This is a genomic window from Dietzia papillomatosis NBRC 105045 (assembly GCF_001570845.1).
Classification (GTDB): Bacteria; Actinomycetota; Actinomycetes; order Mycobacteriales; family Mycobacteriaceae; genus Dietzia; species Dietzia cinnamea.
The window spans coordinates 1-19,679 of the sequence record NZ_BCSL01000021.1; the positions used below are offsets into that span (position 1 = coordinate 1).

Below are 19,679 nucleotides of genomic sequence, written 5' to 3' on the forward strand. Positions count from 1 at the left end.
CAGCATCCCCGCTACGCACTCCGGATCCGGAAGAGCCGGTTATCGCGCACGGTGCGCTCACCTTAAAGCGACGCCCTGTGCCGGAGGAAGCGGTCATGGCGTCAATCAGCGGGGGCGCCTCCCGCAACTCGACGTCGGGTCCGCGCAGGAACGCGTCTCGGTTGGCTGCCGAGACGAGACGCGCCCCGCCGCCCGACCTCGTGGGAGGATGAGGCGGCGGGGTGAGTCGACACCGCGCGTCGATGCGAGGCGGGAGGTCAGCTCCCGAGGTCGGACGAGCCCTCGACGATCTCGGCCTGCTCGGTGCGCTGGGTGCCGTGCGAGACGGCGATCTTGCGCGGCTGCGCCTCCTCGGCCACCGGGATCACCAGCCGGAGGACACCGTCGGTGTAGTCGGCCTCGATCTTGTCGGTGGCCAGGCCCTTGCCCAGGGCGAGTTGGCGGGCGAACGCGCCCGACTGGCGCTCGTGCATGAGCCACTGACCGTCGCCGTCGATCGGGGAGCGACGCTCGGCCCGCACGGTCAGCGTGCGGTCCTCCACGTCGATGTCGATGCTCGCCGGATCGACGCCGGGCATGTCGATGAGGCCGATGAAGCGGTCACCCTCGCGGTAGAGGTCCATCGGCAGGGAGGTCGAGGCGGTCGCGCTGCGCAGCCCCTCGCCCAGGAGGCGGTCGAGCTCACGGAACGGATCAAAGCGGTTGCTGGTGGCCATCGCAGGTCTCCTTCAGGACTGATCGGGGAGCGCCCGGTCTTTCCGGGATCGCACCTCGTCCAACGGAGCCCATTCGTTGAGTATTCCCGACTCATCTTTCCTTGCTCGAGGCAGTCAGGTGGCGGGTGACGAACTCGTCCTCGGTGCATGGTCGGCCGATCCCGAAGCCCTGAGCGAGAGCGATCCCCTCCCGGCTGACCACGTCGAGCACCCCGGGCGAGCCGACGGGTTCGGCCACCGCCTGCATGCCCAGCTCGGTGGCGAGGTCGACGATGGAACGCACGATCGTGCAGTCGGTATCGGACGTGTCCAGTTCGGCGACGAACTCCCCGTCGATCTTGACGAAGTCGAACAGCAGGTGCCGCAGGTACAGCAACGAGGCGAACCCGGTGCCGAAGTCGTTCAGTGCCAGGCGGACTCCGGCTGCGCGCAGTCGCTGCGCCAAAGATCGCGCCGCGGAGACGTCGTTCACGGGCGAGGTCTCGGTCAGTTCCAGAACGACCGCGCTCGGCGGAACTCCGTGGTCCGCCAGGTTGGCGAGCAGGGCGGTCCCCAGTTCCTCGCTGGAGACCGACTGGGCCGAGACGTTGATCCACATCGAGAAGTCGGGCTCGATCCGGCGCAGCCGCGCGGCCATCGCGACCGCCGCCCGCACCACCCAGTGATCGAGGCGGGTGGCCATCCCAGCCCGCTCGGCCACCCGGACGAATTCGGACGGCGGGACCACCACGCCGTCGTCATCGAGCCGGACTAACGCCTCCGCGCCGACGACCCGCCGCGTCGGGACGTCGATGATGGGCTGCAGATGCAGGAGCAGATCGTCGGCCTCGAGCGCGCGCTCGAGCCGGTTCTTCCACTCCACCCGGGTGCGGGTCCGCTCGCGGGGGCCCTCGCTCCGACCCACGACCATCTACTCCGCGCGGTCGCGCAGGACGAGCGCCCACAGGGCGATCACGCCCGCGACGGGCCAGTGCAGCGAGACGCCGGACTCCTGGAGCTCACCGAGACGCCCGAAGGCCGTGGCCACGAGCAGGACGAAGGCGAACACCGCCGAGCGGCGCGGGGTCGTCCACGGCTGCATCGGCCAATGTTAACAGCACCCCCTCCGTTCGAGGAGGTGAACCGCGCCGTTCCCGCCCTTCCGGGCGACGGTCACCGCTTCTCCAGGGCAACCCGGAAGTCGACGGTGCCGTCCGGCGCGACGGTGACGAATCCCAGGCTGGGCGGTTCCACCCCCAGGTCGGTCCACGTCACCGGAATCGAGCCGGAGGCGATGATCCGATCGCCCGACCGGAGCACCGTCACCTCGACGGGCGTCCGGACGGTGGTGCCCTTGACGGTGAGGTTGACCTGCATCGGCACGGTCGCGGTGGTGCCGTCGTCGGGCACGGCGCCCAGGTCGACGGGATCGGCCACCTCGAGGGTCGAAACGGGGTGCCCGGCCACGTCGAGGATGTCGGCCGAGCGGGCCATCTCGTCGCGCGCGCCGATGTCGGTGGACAGGCCGCCCATGTCCACCTCGAAACGGCCCGTCTCGAGCACGCCCTCCGCGATCACGGCCTCGCCGCTCACCTTGTTCGTCGTGCCGACGACCGTCACCGGCTCGCCGCGGAGCATCTCGTCGACCGTGTACCCGGCGACGGTGCCGTTCGGCGGTTCGCCGGGCACGACGACCCAGGTGCCGTCGAGGTCGGTCGCCGCGGCGTCGGCGGCCTCGACATCGATCACCGTCGGCGCGGTGTCATCGCCGCCGCGAGCGGCCTTGTAGACGAACGGTGCGGCGAGGACGACGACGAGGACGACGGCGAGGGCACCGACCACCCACAGGAGTTTCCGCATGCCGACGAGCATAGAAAGCGGGGGCCGCGGAAGGATGAGCGCCGGCTGACAATCCGTGCGCGGCGTGTGCGTGGGTCGCACGACCCGCCCGGCGGTCACCCGGGCAGGTGGCCCGAGTCGCGGACGCCGTCGGCGGCACTAGACTATTCGGGTGGCCGCGCGGGTCATGGCCCACCGTGTGCTCGCGACACGGGCGCCGATCCGGCCCGCGGCCACGGTGCTCCCGAGGAAAGGCCACACCATGCTCTCCCGCATCGACCTGCGCGGTCGCTCTCTCGGCACGGCCGAGCTGAGGCGTACGCTCCCGCGCGGCGCCGCCGACGTCGACTCCGTCGTCGACACCGTCCGTCCGGTGGTCGAGGCGGTCCGCGAGCACGGAGCCGGGGCAGCACTCGACCACGGCGAGAAATTCGACTCGGTGCGGCCGGCCTCGGTGCGCGTGCCCGCCGACGTCATCGCCCGCGCGGCCGAGGAACTCGACCCTGACATCCGGGCCGCACTGGCCGAGGCCATCAGGCGCGCGCGCATCGTCCACTCGGCGCAACGGCGCAGCGACAGCGTCACCGAGGTCGCCCCGGGCGGGTTCGTCACCGAGAAGTGGGTGCCCGTCGAGCGGGTGGGGCTCTACGTCCCGGGAGGCAAGGCCGTCTACCCCTCCAGCGTCATCATGAACGTCGTCCCGGCCCAGGTCGCCGGCGTCGGATCCCTCGTCGTGTCCTCACCGCCGCAGGCCGACTTCGGCGGATGGCCGCACCCGACCATCCTCGCCGCGTGTTCGCTCCTCGGAGTGGACGAGGTCTGGGCCGTCGGCGGCGCGCAGGCCGTCGCGCTCCTCGCCTACGGAGGGGAGGACACCGATGGCGAGGCCCTCGAGCCCGTCGACATGGTCACCGGCCCCGGCAACGTCTACGTCACCGCCGCCAAGCGGCTGTGCCGCAGCGTCGTGGGCATCGACTCCGAGGCCGGCCCCACCGAGATCGCCGTCCTCGCCGACGAGACCGCCGACCCGGTGCACGTCGCCTACGACCTCATCAGCCAGGCCGAGCACGACCCGAACGCCGCCAGCGTCCTGGTCACGGACTCGGAGACGTTCGCGGACGCGGTCGACCGCGAGATCGAGGCCCGGTACGACGTCACCCTCAACTCCGAGCGCGTGCGCGAGGCACTCGAGGGGCCGCAGTCGGGCATCGTCCTGGTCGACGACATCGACGCCGGCCTGAAGGTGGTCGACGCGTACGCGGCCGAGCACCTCGAGGTGCAGACCCGCGACTCCGCCGCCGACGCCGCGCGCGTCCGCAACGCCGGCGCCGTCTTCGTCGGCGCCTATTCGCCGGTGCCGCTCGGCGACTACGCCGCCGGGTCCAACCACGTCCTGCCCACCTCCGGCACCGCCCGCCACTCGTCGGGCCTGAGCGTGCAGACCTTCCTCCGCGGCATCCACGTCGTCGACTACGACCAGGCCGCCCTCAAGGAGATCGCCCCCACCGTCGTGGCGCTGGCCGACGCCGAGCGGCTGCCCGCCCACGGCGAGGCCGTGCGCGCCCGCTTCGAGGACCTGGCCGCAGGGCGGGACGAGCGATGACCGCCGACCCCCGCCCCGGCGTCGGCCTCGACGCCCTGCCACTCCGGGAGAACCTCCGTGGCCAGAGCGCCTACGGCGCGCCGCAGCTCGAGGTCCCCGTTCAGCTCAACACCAACGAGAACCCGCACCCGCCCGGCCCAGCGCTGGTCGCCGATATCGCCGCCGCCGTGTCCGCCGCCGCGACGGATCTCAACCGCTACCCCGACCGTGACGCCGTCGGACTCCGCACCGATCTGGCCGCGTACCTCACCCGTCAGACCGGTGTCGCGGTGGACGTCGCCATGGTGTGGGCCGCCAACGGTTCCAACGAGATCCTCCAACAGCTGCTGCAGGCCTTCGGTGGTCCCGGGCGGTCGGCCATGGGGTTCGTGCCCAGCTATTCGATGCACCCCATCCTCGCGTCCGGCACCGATACCGAGTGGATTCCCGTGCCTCGGGGCGAGGATCTGTCGATCGACGTCGACGCCGCGCTGGCGGCGATCGGTCGCCACCGGCCGGATCTGCTGTTCGTCACGACCCCCAACAACCCCACCGGTCACGTAGTGGACCTCGACGACCTTCGTCGACTTCTCGACGCCGCGCCCGGCATCGTGGTGGTGGACGAGGCGTACGCGGAGTTCTCCCCGTCGCCGAGCGCCTGCACCCTGCTGGCCGAGTACCCGGCGAAGCTGGTCGTGTCGCGCACGATGAGCAAGGCGTTCGCCTTCGCCGGCGGCCGCCTCGGCTACTTCGCTGCCGACCCGTCCTTCGTCGAGGCGGTGCTGCTCGTGCGACTGCCGTACCACCTGTCGATGATCGCGCAGGCCGCCGCGCGCGCCGCCCTGCGCCACGCGGACGAGACGCTGGCCTCGGTCGCGCTCCTCGCCGAGGAGCGGAAGCGGGTCACCGCCGGACTCGAGGAGCAGGGTTACGAGGTGCTGCCCAGTGAGGCGAACTTCGTGCTCTACGGCCCGTTCGCGGACGCCGGCCGCGCGTGGCAGCGCTACCTCGACGCCGGCGTGCTGATCCGCGACGTGGGCATCCCGGGTCGGCTCCGTGCGACCATCGGGCTCGAGCACGAGAACGACCGGTTGCTGCAGGTGAGCGCCGACCTGGCGGCCGATGAGATCGCCACCGGAAGCGAGGAGAGACGATGAACGAGCACAACGCGCGGCGGGCACGCGTCGAGAGGACCACCAAGGAGTCGTCGATCGTCGTGGAGATCGACCTCGACGGCACCGGTCAGACCGACATCTCGACCGGGGTGCCGTTCTTCGACCACATGCTCACGGCCTTCGGGCAGCACGGCGCCTTCGACCTCACGGTCCGCGCCACGGGCGACATCGAGATCGAGGCTCACCACACCGTCGAGGACACGGCGATCGTCCTGGGCCAGGCGTTCGGTCAGGCACTGGGGGACAAGCGCGGGATCCGACGTTTCGGACAGTGTTCGATCCCCATGGACGAGACGCTCGCGGAGGCCGTCGTCGACGTCTCCGGCCGTCCCTACTGCGTGCATACCGGTGAGCCGGACATGATGCTCGGTTACCTCATCGTGGGCCACGACAGCGCGCCATACGGCACGGTCCTCAACCGGCATGTGTTCGAGACCCTGGCCTACAACGCCCGCATCGCCCTCCACGTCCGCGTGCACTACGGACGCGACCCGCACCACATCACCGAGGCGGAGTACAAGGCCGTGGCCCGCGCCCTGCGCGCTGCCGTCGAGCCCGACCCGCGCATCACGGGGATCCCGTCGACCAAGGGCGCGCTGTGATGCCGGCGTGAACGCGGGGGTAGAGAACTCGGGGGCGTTCGCACGCCTGGCCCGCACCCCCGGCGTCCCCGCGGCCTTCGTTCTGGTCCTGCTCGCGTTCGGCGGTTTCTCGCTGCTCCTGCCGGTCGTCCCGCTCGCGGTCGTCCGCGGCGGCGGCAGCGAACTCGTCGCCGGGGCCACCACCGGCGTGTTCATGACGGTGACGGTCCTGTTCCAGCTGGCCACCCCCCGGCTCACGGGGATCATCGGGTACCGGTGGGTGCTCGGGATCGGCAGCGCCCTGCTGGGCTTGCCCTCGGGCCTGCTGGCGGTCTTCGACGGGTCGTTCGCGGTGCTGGCCATCAGCGGAGTGCGCGGCGCCGGCTTCGGCATGATGACGGTCGCCGGTTCCGCGCTCGTCGCCGAACTGGCACCGCCGGGAATGCTGGGACGCGCGACCTCGCTGATCGGCCTCGCCGTGGGCATCTCCGAGGCGCTCTTCCTGCCGGTCGGGCTGTGGCTGCTCGACCTGTTCGGGCTGCCGACGGTGGCCTGGGCCGCCACGGCCTTCGGCGTCGTCGGACTCGTCGCCGCGGTGCGTCTGCCACACGTCTTCCCGACCCCGCCCGAGGGGTCCGACCACGAGGGGATGGGACCCCGGAAGGTGCTGTTCCTCCTCGCCGGACCGTTCCTGGTGATGGTCGCGGTGACGCTGCCTTACGGCGCGGCGGCCTCGTTCCTGTCGCCGGCCCTCGACTCGATCGTCTCCGGCAGCGGCGCCGTCGTCGCCGGGCTGGGGCTCGGCCTGCTGGGCGCCGGCGTCATCGTCGGCCGCACCGTCGCGGGACTCGTGTCGGACCGGCGCGGCCCCGGCGCGCTGGTGTGGCCCGGACTGGGTGTCGCAGCTCTCGGAATGCTGGGCATCGCCTGGCTGTTGACACTGGAGGCGAACCCCTGGTGGTTCCTCGTCCCGACCGTGGTCTTCGGCCTCGGGTTCGGCGCCATCCAGAACGAGGCCCTCGTGGGCTCGTTCGAGCGGATGCCGCGTTCCCGGCTGGGCACCGCGTCCGCGTCGTGGAACATCTCCTTCGACGCCGGCACCGGGCTCGGGTCGGTGGTCATGGGTGGGTTCGCGGGCTTCGGTTACGTCGTGCTGTTCACGGTCGCGGCCGGGATCGTCCTCGTGGTGGGCGGCCCGGCGGCGGTGGGAGCACGCCGCACGCGGCCCGTACGAGATCTGGCCTCAGACGACAGCGGCGATAAGGTGAACTCATGACGAAGACGGCCCCGCGGGTAGCGCTCCTGGACTACGGCTCCGGCAACCTGCGCTCGGCTCACCGCGCTCTCGAGCGTGTCGGCGCCCGGGTGGAGCTGACCTCCGACCCGCGCGTGGCGACCGAGGCCGAGGCGCTCGTCGTGCCCGGCGTCGGTGCGTTCGCCGCCTGCATGAAGGGCCTCGAGGCGGTCAAGGGGCCCCGCATCATCGGAGAGCGTCTCGCGGGCGGTCGCCCGGTTCTCGGCATCTGCGTGGGTATGCAGGTGATGTTCGAGCGCGGAACCGAGTTCTCGGACGGCGAGCACGAGGACTCTCCCGGCGCGCCCGGCTGTGGGGAGTGGCCCGGTGTCGTGGAGAAGCTCGACGCCCCCGTCCTGCCGCACATGGGATGGAACACCGTCGAGGCGCCCGCGAGCACCGTGCTGTTCGCCGGAATGCCCGCCGACGAGCGCTTCTACTTCGTGCACTCCTACGGCGTCCAGCGGTGGGAGATGGAGCCCTCCGACCACCTGCGCGCCCCCGACGTCACGTGGGCGGAGCACGGGACCCGGTTCATCGCCGCGGTCGAGAACGGCCCGCTGTCGGCCACCCAGTTCCACCCCGAGAAGTCCGGGGACGCCGGCCTGCAGCTCCTCGAGAACTGGCTCCGCTCTGTCGCCTGAGAGCGACCGCGGCCCGGCCGCGGTGTCGTTCGCCGCGCTCGCCATGGCGGTGGCGGGGGCGGGCGTCCTGGTTCTCGCGCTCACCGCGCTCGCGGTCGCACTGCTGCCCCTGCCGCCCGCCGGGCGCGCGGTCGTCGCCCTCGTCGGGGTCGTCGCGACGGTGGCGGCGATGGGCCTGACGTCGCGCCGGATCACCGATCGCGCGATCCGCGCCGAGTACGGCGAGGAGCTCGGCGGGCAGGCGGAGCGCCCCGCTGACGACGGACTAGGCTGATGCCCGTGACCAACGCCAGATACCTCGAACTCCTGCCCGCCGTCGACGTCGCCGACGGGCAGGCCGTCCGCCTCGTCCAGGGCGAGGCCGGGACGGAGACCTCCTACGGTGCACCGCTCGACGCGGCGATGCAGTGGCAGAACGACGGCGCCGAGTGGGTACACCTGGTGGACCTGGACGCCGCGTTCGGACGGGGCACCAACCGGGAGCTCCTCGCCGAGGTCGTGCGGGCGCTCGACGTCAAGGTCGAGATGTCCGGCGGGATCCGCGATGACGAGTCGCTCGAGGCCGCGCTCGCCACCGGCTGCGCGCGCGTCAACCTGGGCACGGCCGCGCTCGAGAACCCCGAGTGGTGCGCCTCGGCCATCGCCCGCCACGGTGACCGCATCGCGGTGGGTCTCGACGTGCGGGTCATCGACGGCGAGCCGCGGCTGCGCGGCCGGGGATGGGTCTCCGACGGCGGCAACCTGTGGGAGGTCCTCGAGCGCCTCGACAAGGACGGGTGCGCCCGCTACGTCGTCACCGACGTGTCCAAGGACGGCATGCTCAACGGGCCCAACCTGGAGATGCTCTCCCAGGTGTGCGCTGCCACCGACGCGCCGGTGGTGGCCTCCGGTGGCGTCTCGTCCGTCGCGGATCTCGAGGCCATCGCCTCGCTGGTGCCGCAGGGCGTGGAGGGGGCCATCGTGGGCAAGGCCCTCTACGCCGGTCGGTTCACCCTTCCCGAAGCGCTCGCCGCCGTCAGCGGCCGCTGAATCCGTCGAGCGCCGTGTTCACCCGGTAGCTCCACCCCCGCACGACCTCGAGCAGGAGGCCCGAGATGTCAGATCAGACCGGAAACACCCTGCCGACGGGACTCCCCGTCGACCCCGCCGAGGCGCTCGCGCTGGCGACGCGGGTGCTCGACGAGGTGACGCCCCGGTTCGTCGAGGGCGTCGGCGCCCCCGGCGTCCAGAACAAGGGCGCACGGAACGACTTCGCCACCGAGCTGGACCTGGAACTGGAGCGCCGGATCTCCGACGCGCTGCCTGAGGGGACGGGCCTCGAGGTGCACGGTGAGGAGTTCGGCGGCCCGCCCGTGAACGAGGGCACGCTGTGGGTGGTCGACCCGATCGACGGAACCGCCAACTACTCGCTGGGCATCCCGACGGCGGGCATCCTCGTCGCGTTGGTCCACGAGCGCCAGCCGGTGCTCGGCCTGACGTGGCTGCCGTTGCTCGGCCTGACGTTCACCTCGATCGCCGGTGGGCCGCTCATGGAGAACGGCGTCGAGTCCCCGCGGATGTCGGACGTCTCCATCCGCGACGTGGCACTCGGACTCGGCTCTCTCAATACCGGCGCCCGGACCACGTACCCGCCGGCCTACCGCCGCGAGGTGTTCGAACAGCTCACCCTCGACGCCGCGCGGACCCGCAAGTTCGGCTCGACCGGTGTCGACCTGTCGTTCGTCGCGTCAGGGCGGCTGTCCGCCGCGGTGAGCTTCGGCAACTACGCCTGGGACAACGCCGCGGGCGCGTCCCACATCCGTGCCGCGGGCGGTGTCGTCACCGACCTCACGGGTGGACCGTGGTCCATCGACTCGCCCTCGCTGCTGGCGGCGGCCCCACGCGCCCACGCGGAGGTGTTGGACACGGTCCGGCAGCTCGGTGAGCCGGGGAACTTCTTCGAGGCCGGTCGACGCCGGTCCACGCCGGAACCCGAGAGTCCGCGCCCGTGGCTGGCCGGGGAGCGGTGATCCGGCCATGACACTCGCCACCAGGGTCATCCCGTGTCTCGACGTCGACGCCGGCCGTGTGGTCAAGGGCGTGAACTTCCTCGATCTCCGCGACGCCGGCGATCCCGTGGAGCTCGCCGCGGCCTATGACGCGCAGGGAGCGGACGAGCTCACGTTCCTCGATGTCACCGCGTCGTCCGCGGGTCGCGGCACCATGATCGACGTGGTCCGCCGCACGGCCGAGCAGGTCTTCATCCCACTCACCGTGGGCGGCGGCGTCCGTGCCGAAGAGGACGTCGACCAGCTCCTGCGGGCCGGCGCCGACAAGGTCAGCGTGAACACCGCGGCCATCGCCCGACCTGAGCTACTCGGTGAGCTCAGCCGGCGCTTCGGTTCGCAGTGCATCGTGCTCTCCGTCGACGCGCGCACCGTGCCCGAGGGCTCAGAGCCGACGCCGTCGGGGTGGGAGGTCACCACGCACGGTGGCCGCCGCGGCACCGGCATCGACGCCGTCGAGTGGGCCCGGCGCGGGCAGGAGCTGGGCGTGGGGGAGATCCTGCTCAACTCGATGGACGCCGACGGCACCAAGGAGGGTTTCGACCTGGCGATGGTGCGGGCGGTCCGTGAGGCCGTGTCGATCCCCGTCATCGCCTCGGGAGGCGCGGGCGCGGTGGAGCACTTCGCGCCCGCCGTCCACGCCGGGGCGGACGCGGTGTTGGCCGCCAGCGTCTTCCACTTCGGGGAGATGACCGTCGGCGACGTCAAGAAGGCGCTCGCGGCCGAGGGGATCACGGTCCGATGACCGCGCACGTCCTGGACCGGTCCATCGCCGAGCGGCTCTCACGCAATGCCGACGGCCTGATCGCGGCCGTCGTGCAGGACGCCACCTCGGGTCGGGTGCTCATGATGGCGTGGATGGACGACGCCGCACTCGCCGAGACCCTGGCGACCCGCCGCGGCGTGTACTACTCGCGCTCGCGGGGTCAGCGCTGGGTGAAGGGGGAGACCTCGGGCCACGTGCAGCACGTCCGTAGCGTGGAGATCGACTGCGACGGGGACACAGTCCTGCTCCGGGTCGACCAGACCGGGGCGGCGTGCCACAACGGCACGACCAGTTGTTTCGACACCGCCACACTTCTCGGGGAGGACTGATCGCCGTGCCGTTCATCCAGATCAACCAGCTCGACGGGATGACCGCGGAGGGCAAGGCCCGCGTCATCGAGGCCGTCACCGCGGCGTACGCGGAGGCCTCGGGCAAGGACCCCGCGAAGGTGTGGGTCCATGTCAACGACATGCCGCACGACTCCTTCGGCATCGGCGGCAAGGCCCTCGGATGAGCACCGCGACCACCACGTTGGAGCAGTTCCGCGCGCTCGCCGCGGGGCACCGGGTGGTGCCGGTCGTGCGCACGGTCCTCGCCGACTCCGAGACCCCGCTCTCGGCTTACGTCAAGCTGGCGGGGGACCGGCCGGGCACGTTCCTGTTGGAGTCGGCCGAACACGGGCGCTCCTGGTCACGGTGGTCGTTCATCGGCTGTGGCGCGGCGGCCGCGCTGACGGTCGACGAGGCCGGCGAGGCGACGTGGTGGGGCAGCGTCCCCGCCGGCGCGCCGACCGGCGGTGATCCGCTGGACGCCCTCCGACGGACCCTCGAGCTGCTGCGGACCGACCAGATCGTGGGCCTGCCGCCGCTGACGTCCGGGATGGTCGGTTACCTGGGGTATGACATCGTCCGCAGGCTCGAGCGGATCGCCCCCGACACGATCGACGACCTACGGGTGCCGGAGCTCGTCCAGTTGCTGGCCACGGATCTGGCCGCCTTCGACCACCACGAGGGCCGGATCCATCTCATCGCGAACGCCGTCAACTGGGACGGCAGCGACGAGCGGGTGGACGAGGCGTATGCGGACGCGGTCGAGCGGCTCGAGTCGATGACGGCGCGTCTCGCCGAGCCCGGCGCCGGCGGGGTGAGCGTGTTCAACACACCTGATCCGCGGGTGCGTCGTCGCACCGACGAGCCCACCTATCACGCGCGGGTCGCCGACATCATCGAGCAGATCCACGCGGGCGAGGCGTTCCAGGTGGTGCTGAGCCAGCGCTTCGAGGTCGACACCGACGCCTCGCCGCGCGATGTGTACCGCATCCTGCGTACCACCAACCCCAGCCCGTACATGTTCCTCATGACGATCCCGGACGGCACGGGGCCGGACGGGTTCGGCGGGACGGCGTTCACGATCGTGGGATCGAGCCCGGAGGCTCTGGTCACCGTGGTCGACGGCGTCGCCACGACCCACCCCATCGCGGGGACGAGGCCCAGGGGTGACGACGACGAGCACGACATCCTGCTCGCCAAGGACCTGGTGGACGACGCCAAGGAGAACGCCGAGCATCTGATGTTGGTCGACCTCGGGCGCAACGACCTGGGCCGCGTCTGCGTCCCGGGCACGGTCGAGGTGACCGAGTTCCGCCAGGTGGAGCGGTACAGCCACGTGATGCACCTCGTGTCGACGGTGACGGGGCGCCTGGCCGACGGGCGGACGGGCATCGACGCGGTGACCGCGTGCTTCCCGGCCGGCACCCTCTCGGGTTCCCCGAAGCCGCGGGCCCTGCAGATCATCGAGGACCTCGAGGACACCCGCCGCGGCGTGTACGGCGGCGTGGTCGGCTACGTGGATTTCGCGGGCAACACCGATCAGGCCATCGCGATCCGCTCGGCGGTGATCAAGGACGGCACCGCGTTCGTCCAGGCCGGGGCCGGAATCGTCGCCGACTCGGTGGCGGCCTCGGAGGACGCCGAGTGTCGCAACAAGGCGATGGCGGTCCTGCGGGCCGTCTCCGCCGCGGAGACGCTGCGGCCGGCAGGGGAGTCCCGGTGAGCCGTCGCGCCCGGCTCCTGGTGCCCGTCGTCCTGCTGCTCGTCGGCGCGGCCCTGCTGTGGATCGCCTCCCGGATGGTGTGGCTCGATGTGGCCGCGTTCAACGACCAGTCGGGTGAGGCCCGGCGCGCGCTCGTCGGCGCCGAGTGGCAGCCGGCTCTTGTGCCGCTCGCGCTGGGCGCCCTGGCCGCCATTGCGGCGGTGGCATTGGTGCGGGGGCTCGCGGCCCGCGCCGTGGGAGCGGTCATCGCCCTGCTCGGGGTGGCGGCCGTCGCGTTGCTGATCTCGTCGGTGGGCGGCGTCGACGCCGAGCGGGTCCATACGGTGATCACGAGTGACGAGGGGGTCGCCCGGACCAACGCGGGGCCGGGCGCCGAGGGCTCCGAGTCGATCCCGGAGTGGTCCCGGATCACCGAGTCGTCGACCCGGCCGGTGGGCCCGTCGCTCACCGGCGCCGGCGCGGCCGCGCTGCTCGCGGCGGGGATCGTCGTCCTCGCGCGGCCGGCGCGTCCGGTGCGGCGCGACGACCGGTACGTCACGCCCGCCGTACGCCGCGGAACCGGCGGAGAAGCGAGGGATGACGCGGACGGCGACGCCGGTCGTGACCTCTGGTCGGAGCTCGACGAAGGACGCGATCCGACCGGTTGACCGCGACGGGGTGGACCCGATTCGGGAACCCGGCTCCGGACCTCTATTGTCGATCTCGATCACACTTTCCGCCCCGATCACTGCTGAGGGAGGTCACGGTGGGTACCGTGCTGGACTCGATTCTCGACGGGGTCCGCGAGGACGTCGCGGCCCGCGAGGCCGTCATCGACCTGGAGTCGGTGAAGAAGGCGGCCCTGTCCGCGTCGGACCCGCTCGATGCGCTCAAGGCGCTGCGCGACCCGGGTGTGGGCGTCATCGCCGAGGTGAAGAGGGCGAGCCCGTCCAAGGGGGCGTTGGCCGACATTCCCGATCCGGCGGTGCTGGCCCGCATGTACGAGGACGGCGGGGCGCGGATCATCTCGTGCCTGACCGAGGAGCGACGCTTCCACGGCAGCCTGGCCGATCTCGACGCGGTCCGGCGCGCGGTCGACATCCCGGTCCTGCGCAAGGACTTCGTCGTGGGGCCGTACCAGATCCACGAGGCGCGGGCGCACGGAGCGGACCTGGTCCTGCTCATCGTGGCCGCCCTCGAGCAGGACGCCCTGGTGTCGCTGCTGGACCGTACCGAGTCGCTCGGGATGACCGCGCTGGTGGAGGTCCACACCGAGGAGGAGGCGGACCGCGCCCTGGAGGCCGGAGCGAGCGTCATCGGCGTCAACGCCCGCAACCTCAAGACCCTCGAGGTCGACCGGGACGTGTTCTCCCGCATCGCACCGGGCCTGCCGTCCGACGTCGTGAAGATCGCCGAGTCGGGTGTCCGGGACGCCTCCGACCTCCTGGCGTACGCCAGCGTGGGTGCGGACGCGGTCCTCGTCGGCGAGGGGCTGGTGACGCAGGGCGACCCGCGTGCGGCCTGCAACGCGCTGGCCACGGCGGGTGCTCACCCCTCCTGCCCGCAGGGGCCCCGCTAGGCCCCGGTGGTGGGCTTCCGGCAGACTGGGAGTCGTGAACTCCAAGGATCTGACGTCACTGCCCACCATGGGGGAGGTGCTCCGGACAGCCACCGGACACGAGCCTGACCAGCGCGGCCACTGGGGGCCGTTCGGGGGCCGTTACGTTCCCGAGGCGTTGATGGCGGTCGTGGACGAGGTGACCGACGCCTACGCCAAGGCCCGCGCGGACGAGGAGTACCTCGACCAGCTGGACCGGCTGCAGAAGCACTATTCGGGTCGGCCGTCCCCTCTGTACGAGGCCACGCGGTTCGGCGAGGAGATCGGCGCCCGGGTCTTCCTCAAGCGCGAGGACCTCAACCACACCGGCTCGCACAAGATCAACAACGTGCTCGGTCAGGCGCTGCTCGCCCAGCGGATGGGTAAGAACCGCGTCATCGCGGAGACCGGCGCCGGCCAGCACGGGGTGGCCACCGCCACTGCGTGTGCGTTGCTGGGGTTGGAGTGCAAGATCTACATGGGCGCGGTGGACGTGCGTCGTCAGGCGCTCAACGTCGCCCGGATGCGTCTGCTGGGCGCGGAGGTCGAGGCCGTCGAGATCGGCTCGGCCACGCTCAAGGACGCGATCAACGAGGCGATGCGCGACTGGGTCGCGCACGCCGACGACACCTACTACGCGTTCGGCACGGCGGCCGGGCCGCACCCGTTCCCGACGATGGTCCGCGACTTCCAGCGGATCGTCGGTGCCGAGGCGCGGGTGCAGATCCTCGAGCAGGCGGGACGGCTGCCGGACGCCGCGGTCGCCTGCGTCGGCGGTGGTTCCAACGCGATCGGCCTGTTCCACCCGTTCATCGAGGACGAGTCCGTGCGCCTCGTCGGCTGCGAGGCCGGCGGTGACGGTGTGGAGACCGGGCGTACCGCGGCGACCGTCAACGCCGGCCGGCCCGGCGTGTTCCAGGGCTCGTACGCCCACCTCATGCAGGACGAGGACGGTCAGACGATCGAGTCGCATTCCATCTCCGCCGGCCTGGACTACCCGGGCGTCGGGCCGGAGCACTCGCGGCTGTCGGATATCGGTCGCGCCGAATACCGGCCGATCACCGACACCCAGGCCATGGACGCCTTCGCGCAGTTGTGCCGTACGGAGGGCATCATCCCGGCCATCGAGTCCGCACATGCGGTCGCCGGAGCGGCCCAGCTCGCCGCCGAGGGGGTCGGCCTGATCCTGGTTAACGTCTCCGGCCGCGGGGACAAGGACGTCGACACCGCCGCGCGGTGGTTCGGGTTGTTGGGCGGTGGTGAGCCGCCGGAGGCCGGGGTGGATTCGAGCCGGGGTGCCGACGACGGCGAGGGTGCGTACGCGGACGGGGGAGTCGAGGGATGAGCGTTCTCAGCGACGTGTTCGAGCGGTGCCGGGCGGAGAACCGGGCCGCGCTCATCGGCTACTACCCGGCCGGGTACCCGACCCTCGAGGGATCGATCGAGGCCGTCCGGACGATGGTCGAGGGCGGCTGCGACATCATCGAGGTCGGCATCCCCTACTCCGACCCCATGATGGACGGCCCCACCATCCAGGCCGCCGCGGACACCGCCCTCGAGGCGGGATTCCGGGTCGCGGACACCTTCGAGGTCGTCCGGGCGGTCGCTGACGCCGGCGCGGTGCCCGTGGTGATGACCTACTGGAACCCCGTCCTGCAATACGGGGTCGACCGCTTGGCCGCCGATCTCGCGGCGGCCGGCGGCACCGGCGTGATCACTCCCGACCTCATCCCCGACGAGGCGGACGACTGGATCGCCGCCTCCGATGCGCACGGCATCGACCGGGTCTTCCTCGTGGCCCCGTCGTCCACCCCGGAACGGCTGGCGATGACGCTGTCGCGCACGGGTGGCTTCGTCTACGTCCAGGCGGTGATGGGGGTGACCGGCGCGCGGGACGTCGTTTCGGACGCGCCGCGCACGCTCACCCGGCGCGTACGCGAGATATCCGATCTGGCCTGTGGTGTGGGTCTGGGTGTGCGGAACGGCGACCAGGCCGCCGAGATCGCCTCCTACGCCGACGGCGTCATCGTCGGCTCGGCGCTCATCACGGCGGCGACCGAGGGGCCGGACGCGCTCAGGCGTCTGACGGCGGAGCTGGCCGAGGGTGTCCGTCGCCGCGGAGTGTCGTCGTGATCCCGAGCCCTCCCCAAGGCGTGTGGGAGATCGGCCCGTTCCCGCTGCGCGCCTACGCGTTGTGGATCATCCTCGGCATCGTCATCGCGGTTTGGTGGGGCGAGAAGCGCTGGGTCGCGCGTGGCGGGCGGGCGGGGGTCGTGCTCGACACCGCGCTGTGGGCGATCCCGTTCGGGCTCATCGGCGGGCGCATCTACCACGTGGCCACCGACTGGTACCGCTACTTCGGTGAGGGCCGTAACCCGGTCGACGCGCTGAAGATCTGGGACGGCGGTCTGGGCATCTGGGGCGCCGTCGCGTTCGGTGCGCTCGGGGCCTACATCGGACTCCGGCAGCAGGGGATCCGGGCCCTCGGCGCACTGGGGGACTCGATCGCGCCGGGCGTCGTCCTCGCGCAGGGCATCGGCCGTCTCGGGAACTACTTCAACCAGGAGCTCTACGGACGCGAGACAGACGTGCCGTGGGCCCTGGAGATCTACCAGCGCTACGACGAGGCGTACGGCTACTCCGAGACCATCGGGCGTTCCACCGGGCAGGTGCTGGCGACGGTGCACCCCACGTTCCTCTACGAACTGCTGTGGAACGTCCTCGTCGCGGTCGCGCTGGTGCTGATCGACCGCCGGTTCAGGCTCGGACACGGCCGGCTCTTCGCCCTCTACGTGGCGCTGTACTGCTTCGGCCGGTTCTGGGTCGAGTTGCTGCGCGCCGACGCCGCCACCGAGGTGTTCGGCCTCCGGATCAACACGATCGTGTCGCTGGTCGTCATGATCGCCGCGCTGCTGTACTTCTGGCGTGCCCGCCGCGGCCGTGAGGCCCCCTCGGAGCTGCGCGCTCTCGGCGATCCCGTGGACGAGTCGGTGGGGGACGGCCCGACGGACGCACCCCCGTTGTCCGGCCGTTGACGTCGGGTTAACCGGCCAGCCGGTCGAGGGGACTAGATTGGGTCGGGTGAATCGTCGTACCAAGATCGTCTGCACCCTGGGTCCCGCTGTCGCCTCGGAGGCCGGCATCCGTGAGCTGGTCGACGCGGGGATGGATGTCGCCCGCCTCAACTTCAGTCACGGAGAGCATGCCGACCACGAGGCCAACTACAAGTGGGTCCGCAAGGCCTCCGACGAGTCCGGACGCGCGGTCGGCGTGCTCGCGGACCTCCAGGGCCCCAAGATCAGGCTGGGCCGGTTCATCGAGGGCCGGCACGAGTGGGCGGAGGGCGACCACGTCGTCATCACCGTCGCGGACGTCGAGGGCACCAAGGACCGCGTCTCCACCACGTACAAGGGTCTCGCGGCCGACGCGCGCCCGGGGGACCGCCTGCTGGTGGACGACGGGAACATCGGCTTGACCGTCGAGCGGGTCGAGGGCGACGACGTGCGCTGCGTCGTCACCGAGGGCGGCACCGTGTCCAACAACAAGGGCGTCTCGCTTCCGGGCATGAACGTCTCCGTGCCCGCACTGAGCGAGAAGGACATCGCCGACCTGAGGTTCGCCCTCGCTCTGGGCGTCGACTTCATCGCGTTGTCCTTCGTGCGGTCCCCCGCGGATGTCGACCTCGTGCACGAGGTGATGGACGAGGTGGGCATCCACGTCCCCGTCATCGCCAAGCTCGAGAAGCCCGAGGCCGTCAAGAACCTCGAGTCCATCGTGCTGGCGTTCGACGCCATCATGGTGGCGCGCGGGGACCTGGGCGTTGAGCTGCCGCTGCAGGAGGTCCCGCTGGTCCAGAAGCGGGCCATCCAGATCGCCCGCGAGAACGCCAAGCCGGTCATCGTGGCCACGCAGATGCTCGAGTCGATGATCACCAACTCCCGGCCCACGAGGGCGGAGGCCTCCGACGTGGCCAACGCGGTCCTCGACGGGGCGGACGCGGTCATGCTCTCCGGCGAGACCTCCGTGGGCAAGTACCCCATCGACGCCGTGCGGACGATGTCCTCGATCGCGCTGGCTGTGGAGTCGGATTCCACCGCCGCACCCGACCTGGTCCACATCCCGCGCACCAAGCGTGGCGTGATCTCGTACTCGGCGCGCGAGATCGGCGAGCGGCTCGGGGCGAAGGCGCTCGTCGCGGTCACCTCCACCGGTGACACCGTCCGGCGTCTCGCCCGCCTGCACAGTCACCTGCCACTCATCGCCATCACCGGCGATCCGCGCATCCGCAGTCAGCTGTCGCTGACGTGGGGAACCGAGACCTTCCTCACCGACCGCGTCACCGAGACGGCGGAGCTGGTGAAGGTCACCGACGAACTCCTGCTCCCGGTCGAGGGATACAACGAGGACGACCTCATCGTGATCGTCGCCGGCAACGTGCCGGGGGTGGAGGGGTCGACCAACTTCATCCTCGTGCACCGGATCGGCGAGGCCGACCACTGAACAGGGCGGGGACGAGGCGTCGACCGCCTGTAGTCACCATCTGATAACACCCGGAAGCGCCGGTGAGCACCCCCGCTCACCGGTGCTTTCGTCTGAGTTCGTGCTTTTGACGTGACAGCGCCGAGACAATTCTGTTACCTTCTTGGAGGCCACCGGGGAAGCCGGTCGGCTCACCGCTTCACCCCTCTAGACCCCGAGGTTTCCCCTGATGTCCGACGCCACTCGCATCACCTTCGCCGAGCTCGCAGACCGACTCGGCGTCGAGGGTTCCGGCGCGACCGCCGGTCGCCACCGTGCAGCCCGTTCCTCCAACGCCGTGGGCCGCCTCGTCGCCGGCACCGTCGCCGGCGCGGCCCTCACCGGCGGCGCGGCCCTCGCCGCCGCCCCCGCCGCGTCCGCGCAGTCCGCCGAGATCGGCGTGGACCAGCTCACCGAGATGGCGCAGGGTGTCGTCCAGGGCATCGGACTCACCCCCGAGCAGCTGCGCGAGTACGCGATCGACCCGGCGATGTTCGGTTCGCTCGGCCTCCCGGCCGCCGGTGGTGCGCACGCCCCGACCTACGGCCCGATCACCTCCGGCTTCGGCCCGCGCTGGGGCACGTTCCACAACGGCACGGACTTCGGCGCCCCGATCGGCACCCCGATGTTCGCCGCCAAGTCGGGCACCGTCGTCGCGGCCGGGCCGGCGTCCGGGTACGGCCTGTGGATCCGCATCCAGACCGACGACGGGCACCTCCTCGAGTACGGCCACAACGATCAGAACTACGTCTCCGTGGGGCAGCGGGTCAACGCCGGCCAGGTCATCGGGACGGTCGGCAACCGTGGCTACTCCACCGGGCCGCACCTCCACTTCGGTGTGCGGAACCCGGCCGGCCAGTGGATCGATCCCGTGCCGTGGCTGCGCGCCAACGGCATCGCGGTCTGATCGCG

The 19,679-nt window shown here is 71.3% G+C and carries 23 protein-coding genes; 19 read left to right on the forward strand and 4 right to left on the reverse strand.

Annotation, left to right across the window (positions count from 1 at the left end):
* Positions 1–257 precede the first annotated feature (257 nt).
* The 4 genes from DPA01S_RS09045 to DPA01S_RS09055 all read right to left on the reverse strand — a co-directional run bounded on the left by DPA01S_RS09045 (position 258) and on the right by DPA01S_RS09055 (position 2,555).
* Positions 258–716: an Hsp20/alpha crystallin family protein gene (locus DPA01S_RS09045; RefSeq protein ID WP_007631991.1), complete on the reverse strand. Its 459-nt coding sequence runs from the start codon at positions 714–716 to the stop codon at positions 258–260.
* A gap of 91 nt (positions 717–807) precedes the next feature.
* On the reverse strand, positions 808–1,620 hold the full coding sequence (locus DPA01S_RS09050) for an EAL domain-containing protein (RefSeq protein ID WP_167349552.1): 813 nt from the start codon (positions 1,618–1,620) through the stop codon (positions 808–810).
* Between the two features lie 6 nt (positions 1,621–1,626).
* Positions 1,627–1,797, reverse strand: coding sequence for a hypothetical protein (locus tag DPA01S_RS16780; protein WP_156482559.1), 171 nt, complete (start codon positions 1,795–1,797; stop codon positions 1,627–1,629).
* A gap of 71 nt (positions 1,798–1,868) precedes the next feature.
* Positions 1,869–2,555, reverse strand: a complete 687-nt coding sequence (locus DPA01S_RS09055; RefSeq protein ID WP_063935166.1) for a YceI family protein — start codon at positions 2,553–2,555, stop codon at positions 1,869–1,871.
* A gap of 241 nt (positions 2,556–2,796) precedes the next feature.
* On the opposite strand from DPA01S_RS09055, the gene hisD reads away from it, so the two are divergent.
* From hisD to DPA01S_RS09150, 19 genes are all read left to right on the forward strand, one after another.
* The gene (gene hisD / locus DPA01S_RS09060; RefSeq protein ID WP_061228798.1) at positions 2,797–4,137 is read left to right on the forward strand and encodes a histidinol dehydrogenase; all 1,341 of its coding nucleotides are present in this window, start codon (positions 2,797–2,799) and stop codon (positions 4,135–4,137) included.
* The gene (locus tag DPA01S_RS09065; protein ID WP_061228797.1) at positions 4,134–5,273 is read left to right on the forward strand and encodes a histidinol-phosphate transaminase; all 1,140 of its coding nucleotides are present in this window, start codon (positions 4,134–4,136) and stop codon (positions 5,271–5,273) included. Before hisD ends, DPA01S_RS09065 begins: the two co-directional genes overlap by 4 nt.
* On the forward strand, positions 5,270–5,893 hold the full coding sequence (gene hisB / locus DPA01S_RS09070; RefSeq protein WP_061915597.1) for an imidazoleglycerol-phosphate dehydratase HisB: 624 nt from the start codon (positions 5,270–5,272) through the stop codon (positions 5,891–5,893). The genes DPA01S_RS09065 and hisB overlap by 4 nt, the downstream gene beginning before the upstream one ends.
* 7 nt (positions 5,894–5,900) lie before the next feature.
* Positions 5,901–7,148 carry an MFS transporter gene (locus DPA01S_RS09075; RefSeq protein WP_061915600.1) on the forward strand — a complete coding sequence of 416 codons (1,248 nt, stop codon included), beginning with the start codon at positions 5,901–5,903 and terminating at the stop codon, positions 7,146–7,148.
* On the forward strand, positions 7,145–7,810 hold the full coding sequence (gene hisH, locus DPA01S_RS09080; protein WP_061915603.1) for an imidazole glycerol phosphate synthase subunit HisH: 666 nt from the start codon (positions 7,145–7,147) through the stop codon (positions 7,808–7,810). Before DPA01S_RS09075 ends, hisH begins: the two co-directional genes overlap by 4 nt.
* A gap of 22 nt (positions 7,811–7,832) precedes the next feature.
* A complete protein-coding gene (locus DPA01S_RS09085) occupies positions 7,833–8,084 on the forward strand; it encodes a hypothetical protein (protein WP_061915606.1) in 252 nt (83 codons plus the stop codon).
* Entirely contained in the window at positions 8,084–8,839 is a 756-nt protein-coding gene (gene priA, locus DPA01S_RS09090) for a bifunctional 1-(5-phosphoribosyl)-5-((5-phosphoribosylamino)methylideneamino)imidazole-4-carboxamide isomerase/phosphoribosylanthranilate isomerase PriA (RefSeq protein ID WP_007632011.1), read from the forward strand. The genes DPA01S_RS09085 and priA overlap by 1 nt, the downstream gene beginning before the upstream one ends.
* 65 nt (positions 8,840–8,904) lie before the next feature.
* Positions 8,905–9,819, forward strand: coding sequence for an inositol monophosphatase family protein (locus DPA01S_RS09095; RefSeq protein WP_061915609.1), 915 nt, complete (start codon positions 8,905–8,907; stop codon positions 9,817–9,819).
* Positions 9,820–9,826: 7 nt separating this feature from the next.
* Positions 9,827–10,600, forward strand: a complete 774-nt coding sequence (gene hisF, locus DPA01S_RS09100) for an imidazole glycerol phosphate synthase subunit HisF (RefSeq protein WP_061228790.1) — start codon at positions 9,827–9,829, stop codon at positions 10,598–10,600.
* Positions 10,597–10,950 (forward strand): phosphoribosyl-AMP cyclohydrolase, encoded by a 354-nt coding sequence (hisI, locus tag DPA01S_RS09105; protein WP_007632014.1) that lies wholly within the window; start codon positions 10,597–10,599, stop codon positions 10,948–10,950. Before hisF ends, hisI begins: the two co-directional genes overlap by 4 nt.
* 5 nt (positions 10,951–10,955) lie before the next feature.
* Entirely contained in the window at positions 10,956–11,135 is a 180-nt protein-coding gene (locus DPA01S_RS09110) for a tautomerase family protein (RefSeq protein WP_007632015.1), read from the forward strand.
* Positions 11,132–12,673 carry an anthranilate synthase component I gene (locus DPA01S_RS09115; RefSeq protein WP_061228789.1) on the forward strand — a complete coding sequence of 514 codons (1,542 nt, stop codon included), beginning with the start codon at positions 11,132–11,134 and terminating at the stop codon, positions 12,671–12,673. The genes DPA01S_RS09110 and DPA01S_RS09115 overlap by 4 nt, the downstream gene beginning before the upstream one ends.
* The gene (locus DPA01S_RS09120; RefSeq protein WP_061228788.1) at positions 12,670–13,320 is read left to right on the forward strand and encodes a TIGR02234 family membrane protein; all 651 of its coding nucleotides are present in this window, start codon (positions 12,670–12,672) and stop codon (positions 13,318–13,320) included. The genes DPA01S_RS09115 and DPA01S_RS09120 overlap by 4 nt, the downstream gene beginning before the upstream one ends.
* A 98-nt stretch (positions 13,321–13,418) precedes the next feature.
* Entirely contained in the window at positions 13,419–14,231 is an 813-nt protein-coding gene (gene trpC / locus DPA01S_RS09125) for an indole-3-glycerol phosphate synthase TrpC (RefSeq protein WP_061228787.1), read from the forward strand.
* Positions 14,232–14,298: 67 nt separating this feature from the next.
* Positions 14,299–15,594, forward strand: a complete 1,296-nt coding sequence (gene trpB, locus DPA01S_RS09130) for a tryptophan synthase subunit beta (protein ID WP_061228809.1) — start codon at positions 14,299–14,301, stop codon at positions 15,592–15,594.
* Entirely contained in the window at positions 15,591–16,382 is a 792-nt protein-coding gene (trpA, locus tag DPA01S_RS09135; protein ID WP_061915612.1) for a tryptophan synthase subunit alpha, read from the forward strand. The genes trpB and trpA overlap by 4 nt, the downstream gene beginning before the upstream one ends.
* Entirely contained in the window at positions 16,379–17,284 is a 906-nt protein-coding gene (gene lgt / locus DPA01S_RS09140; protein ID WP_061228785.1) for a prolipoprotein diacylglyceryl transferase, read from the forward strand. Before trpA ends, lgt begins: the two co-directional genes overlap by 4 nt.
* A gap of 46 nt (positions 17,285–17,330) precedes the next feature.
* Complete coding sequence (pyk, locus tag DPA01S_RS09145; RefSeq protein WP_061228784.1) at positions 17,331–18,749, forward strand: pyruvate kinase; 1,419 nt, start codon at positions 17,331–17,333, stop codon at positions 18,747–18,749.
* 208 nt (positions 18,750–18,957) lie between these two features.
* Positions 18,958–19,674 (forward strand): M23 family metallopeptidase, encoded by a 717-nt coding sequence (locus tag DPA01S_RS09150; protein ID WP_061228783.1) that lies wholly within the window; start codon positions 18,958–18,960, stop codon positions 19,672–19,674.
* The last annotated feature ends 5 nt before the right edge of the window (positions 19,675–19,679 follow it).

Excerpts from the sequence above, each read along its gene's own strand:
- priA (WP_007632011.1), top strand. The coding sequence starts at position 8,084 with ATGCCCGTGACCAACGCCAGATACCTCGAACTCCTGCCCGCCGTCGAC.
- DPA01S_RS16780 (WP_156482559.1), bottom strand. The coding sequence starts at position 1,797 with ATGCAGCCGTGGACGACCCCGCGCCGCTCGGCGGTGTTCGCCTTCGTC.
- DPA01S_RS09055 (WP_063935166.1), bottom strand. The coding sequence starts at position 2,555 with ATGCGGAAACTCCTGTGGGTGGTCGGTGCCCTCGCCGTCGTCCTCGTC.
- DPA01S_RS09115 (WP_061228789.1), top strand. The coding sequence starts at position 11,132 with ATGAGCACCGCGACCACCACGTTGGAGCAGTTCCGCGCGCTCGCCGCG.
- DPA01S_RS09150 (WP_061228783.1), top strand. The coding sequence starts at position 18,958 with ATGTCCGACGCCACTCGCATCACCTTCGCCGAGCTCGCAGACCGACTC.
- DPA01S_RS09065 (WP_061228797.1), top strand. The coding sequence starts at position 4,134 with ATGACCGCCGACCCCCGCCCCGGCGTCGGCCTCGACGCCCTGCCACTC.
- trpA (WP_061915612.1), top strand. The coding sequence starts at position 15,591 with ATGAGCGTTCTCAGCGACGTGTTCGAGCGGTGCCGGGCGGAGAACCGG.
- hisD (WP_061228798.1), top strand. The coding sequence starts at position 2,797 with ATGCTCTCCCGCATCGACCTGCGCGGTCGCTCTCTCGGCACGGCCGAG.
- trpB (WP_061228809.1), top strand. The coding sequence starts at position 14,299 with ATGGGGGAGGTGCTCCGGACAGCCACCGGACACGAGCCTGACCAGCGC.
- hisI (WP_007632014.1), top strand. The coding sequence starts at position 10,597 with ATGACCGCGCACGTCCTGGACCGGTCCATCGCCGAGCGGCTCTCACGC.
- hisB (WP_061915597.1), top strand. The coding sequence starts at position 5,270 with ATGAACGAGCACAACGCGCGGCGGGCACGCGTCGAGAGGACCACCAAG.
- DPA01S_RS09045 (WP_007631991.1), bottom strand. The coding sequence starts at position 716 with ATGGCCACCAGCAACCGCTTTGATCCGTTCCGTGAGCTCGACCGCCTC.
- DPA01S_RS09095 (WP_061915609.1), top strand. The coding sequence starts at position 8,905 with ATGTCAGATCAGACCGGAAACACCCTGCCGACGGGACTCCCCGTCGAC.
- hisH (WP_061915603.1), top strand. The coding sequence starts at position 7,145 with ATGACGAAGACGGCCCCGCGGGTAGCGCTCCTGGACTACGGCTCCGGC.
- hisF (WP_061228790.1), top strand. The coding sequence starts at position 9,827 with ATGACACTCGCCACCAGGGTCATCCCGTGTCTCGACGTCGACGCCGGC.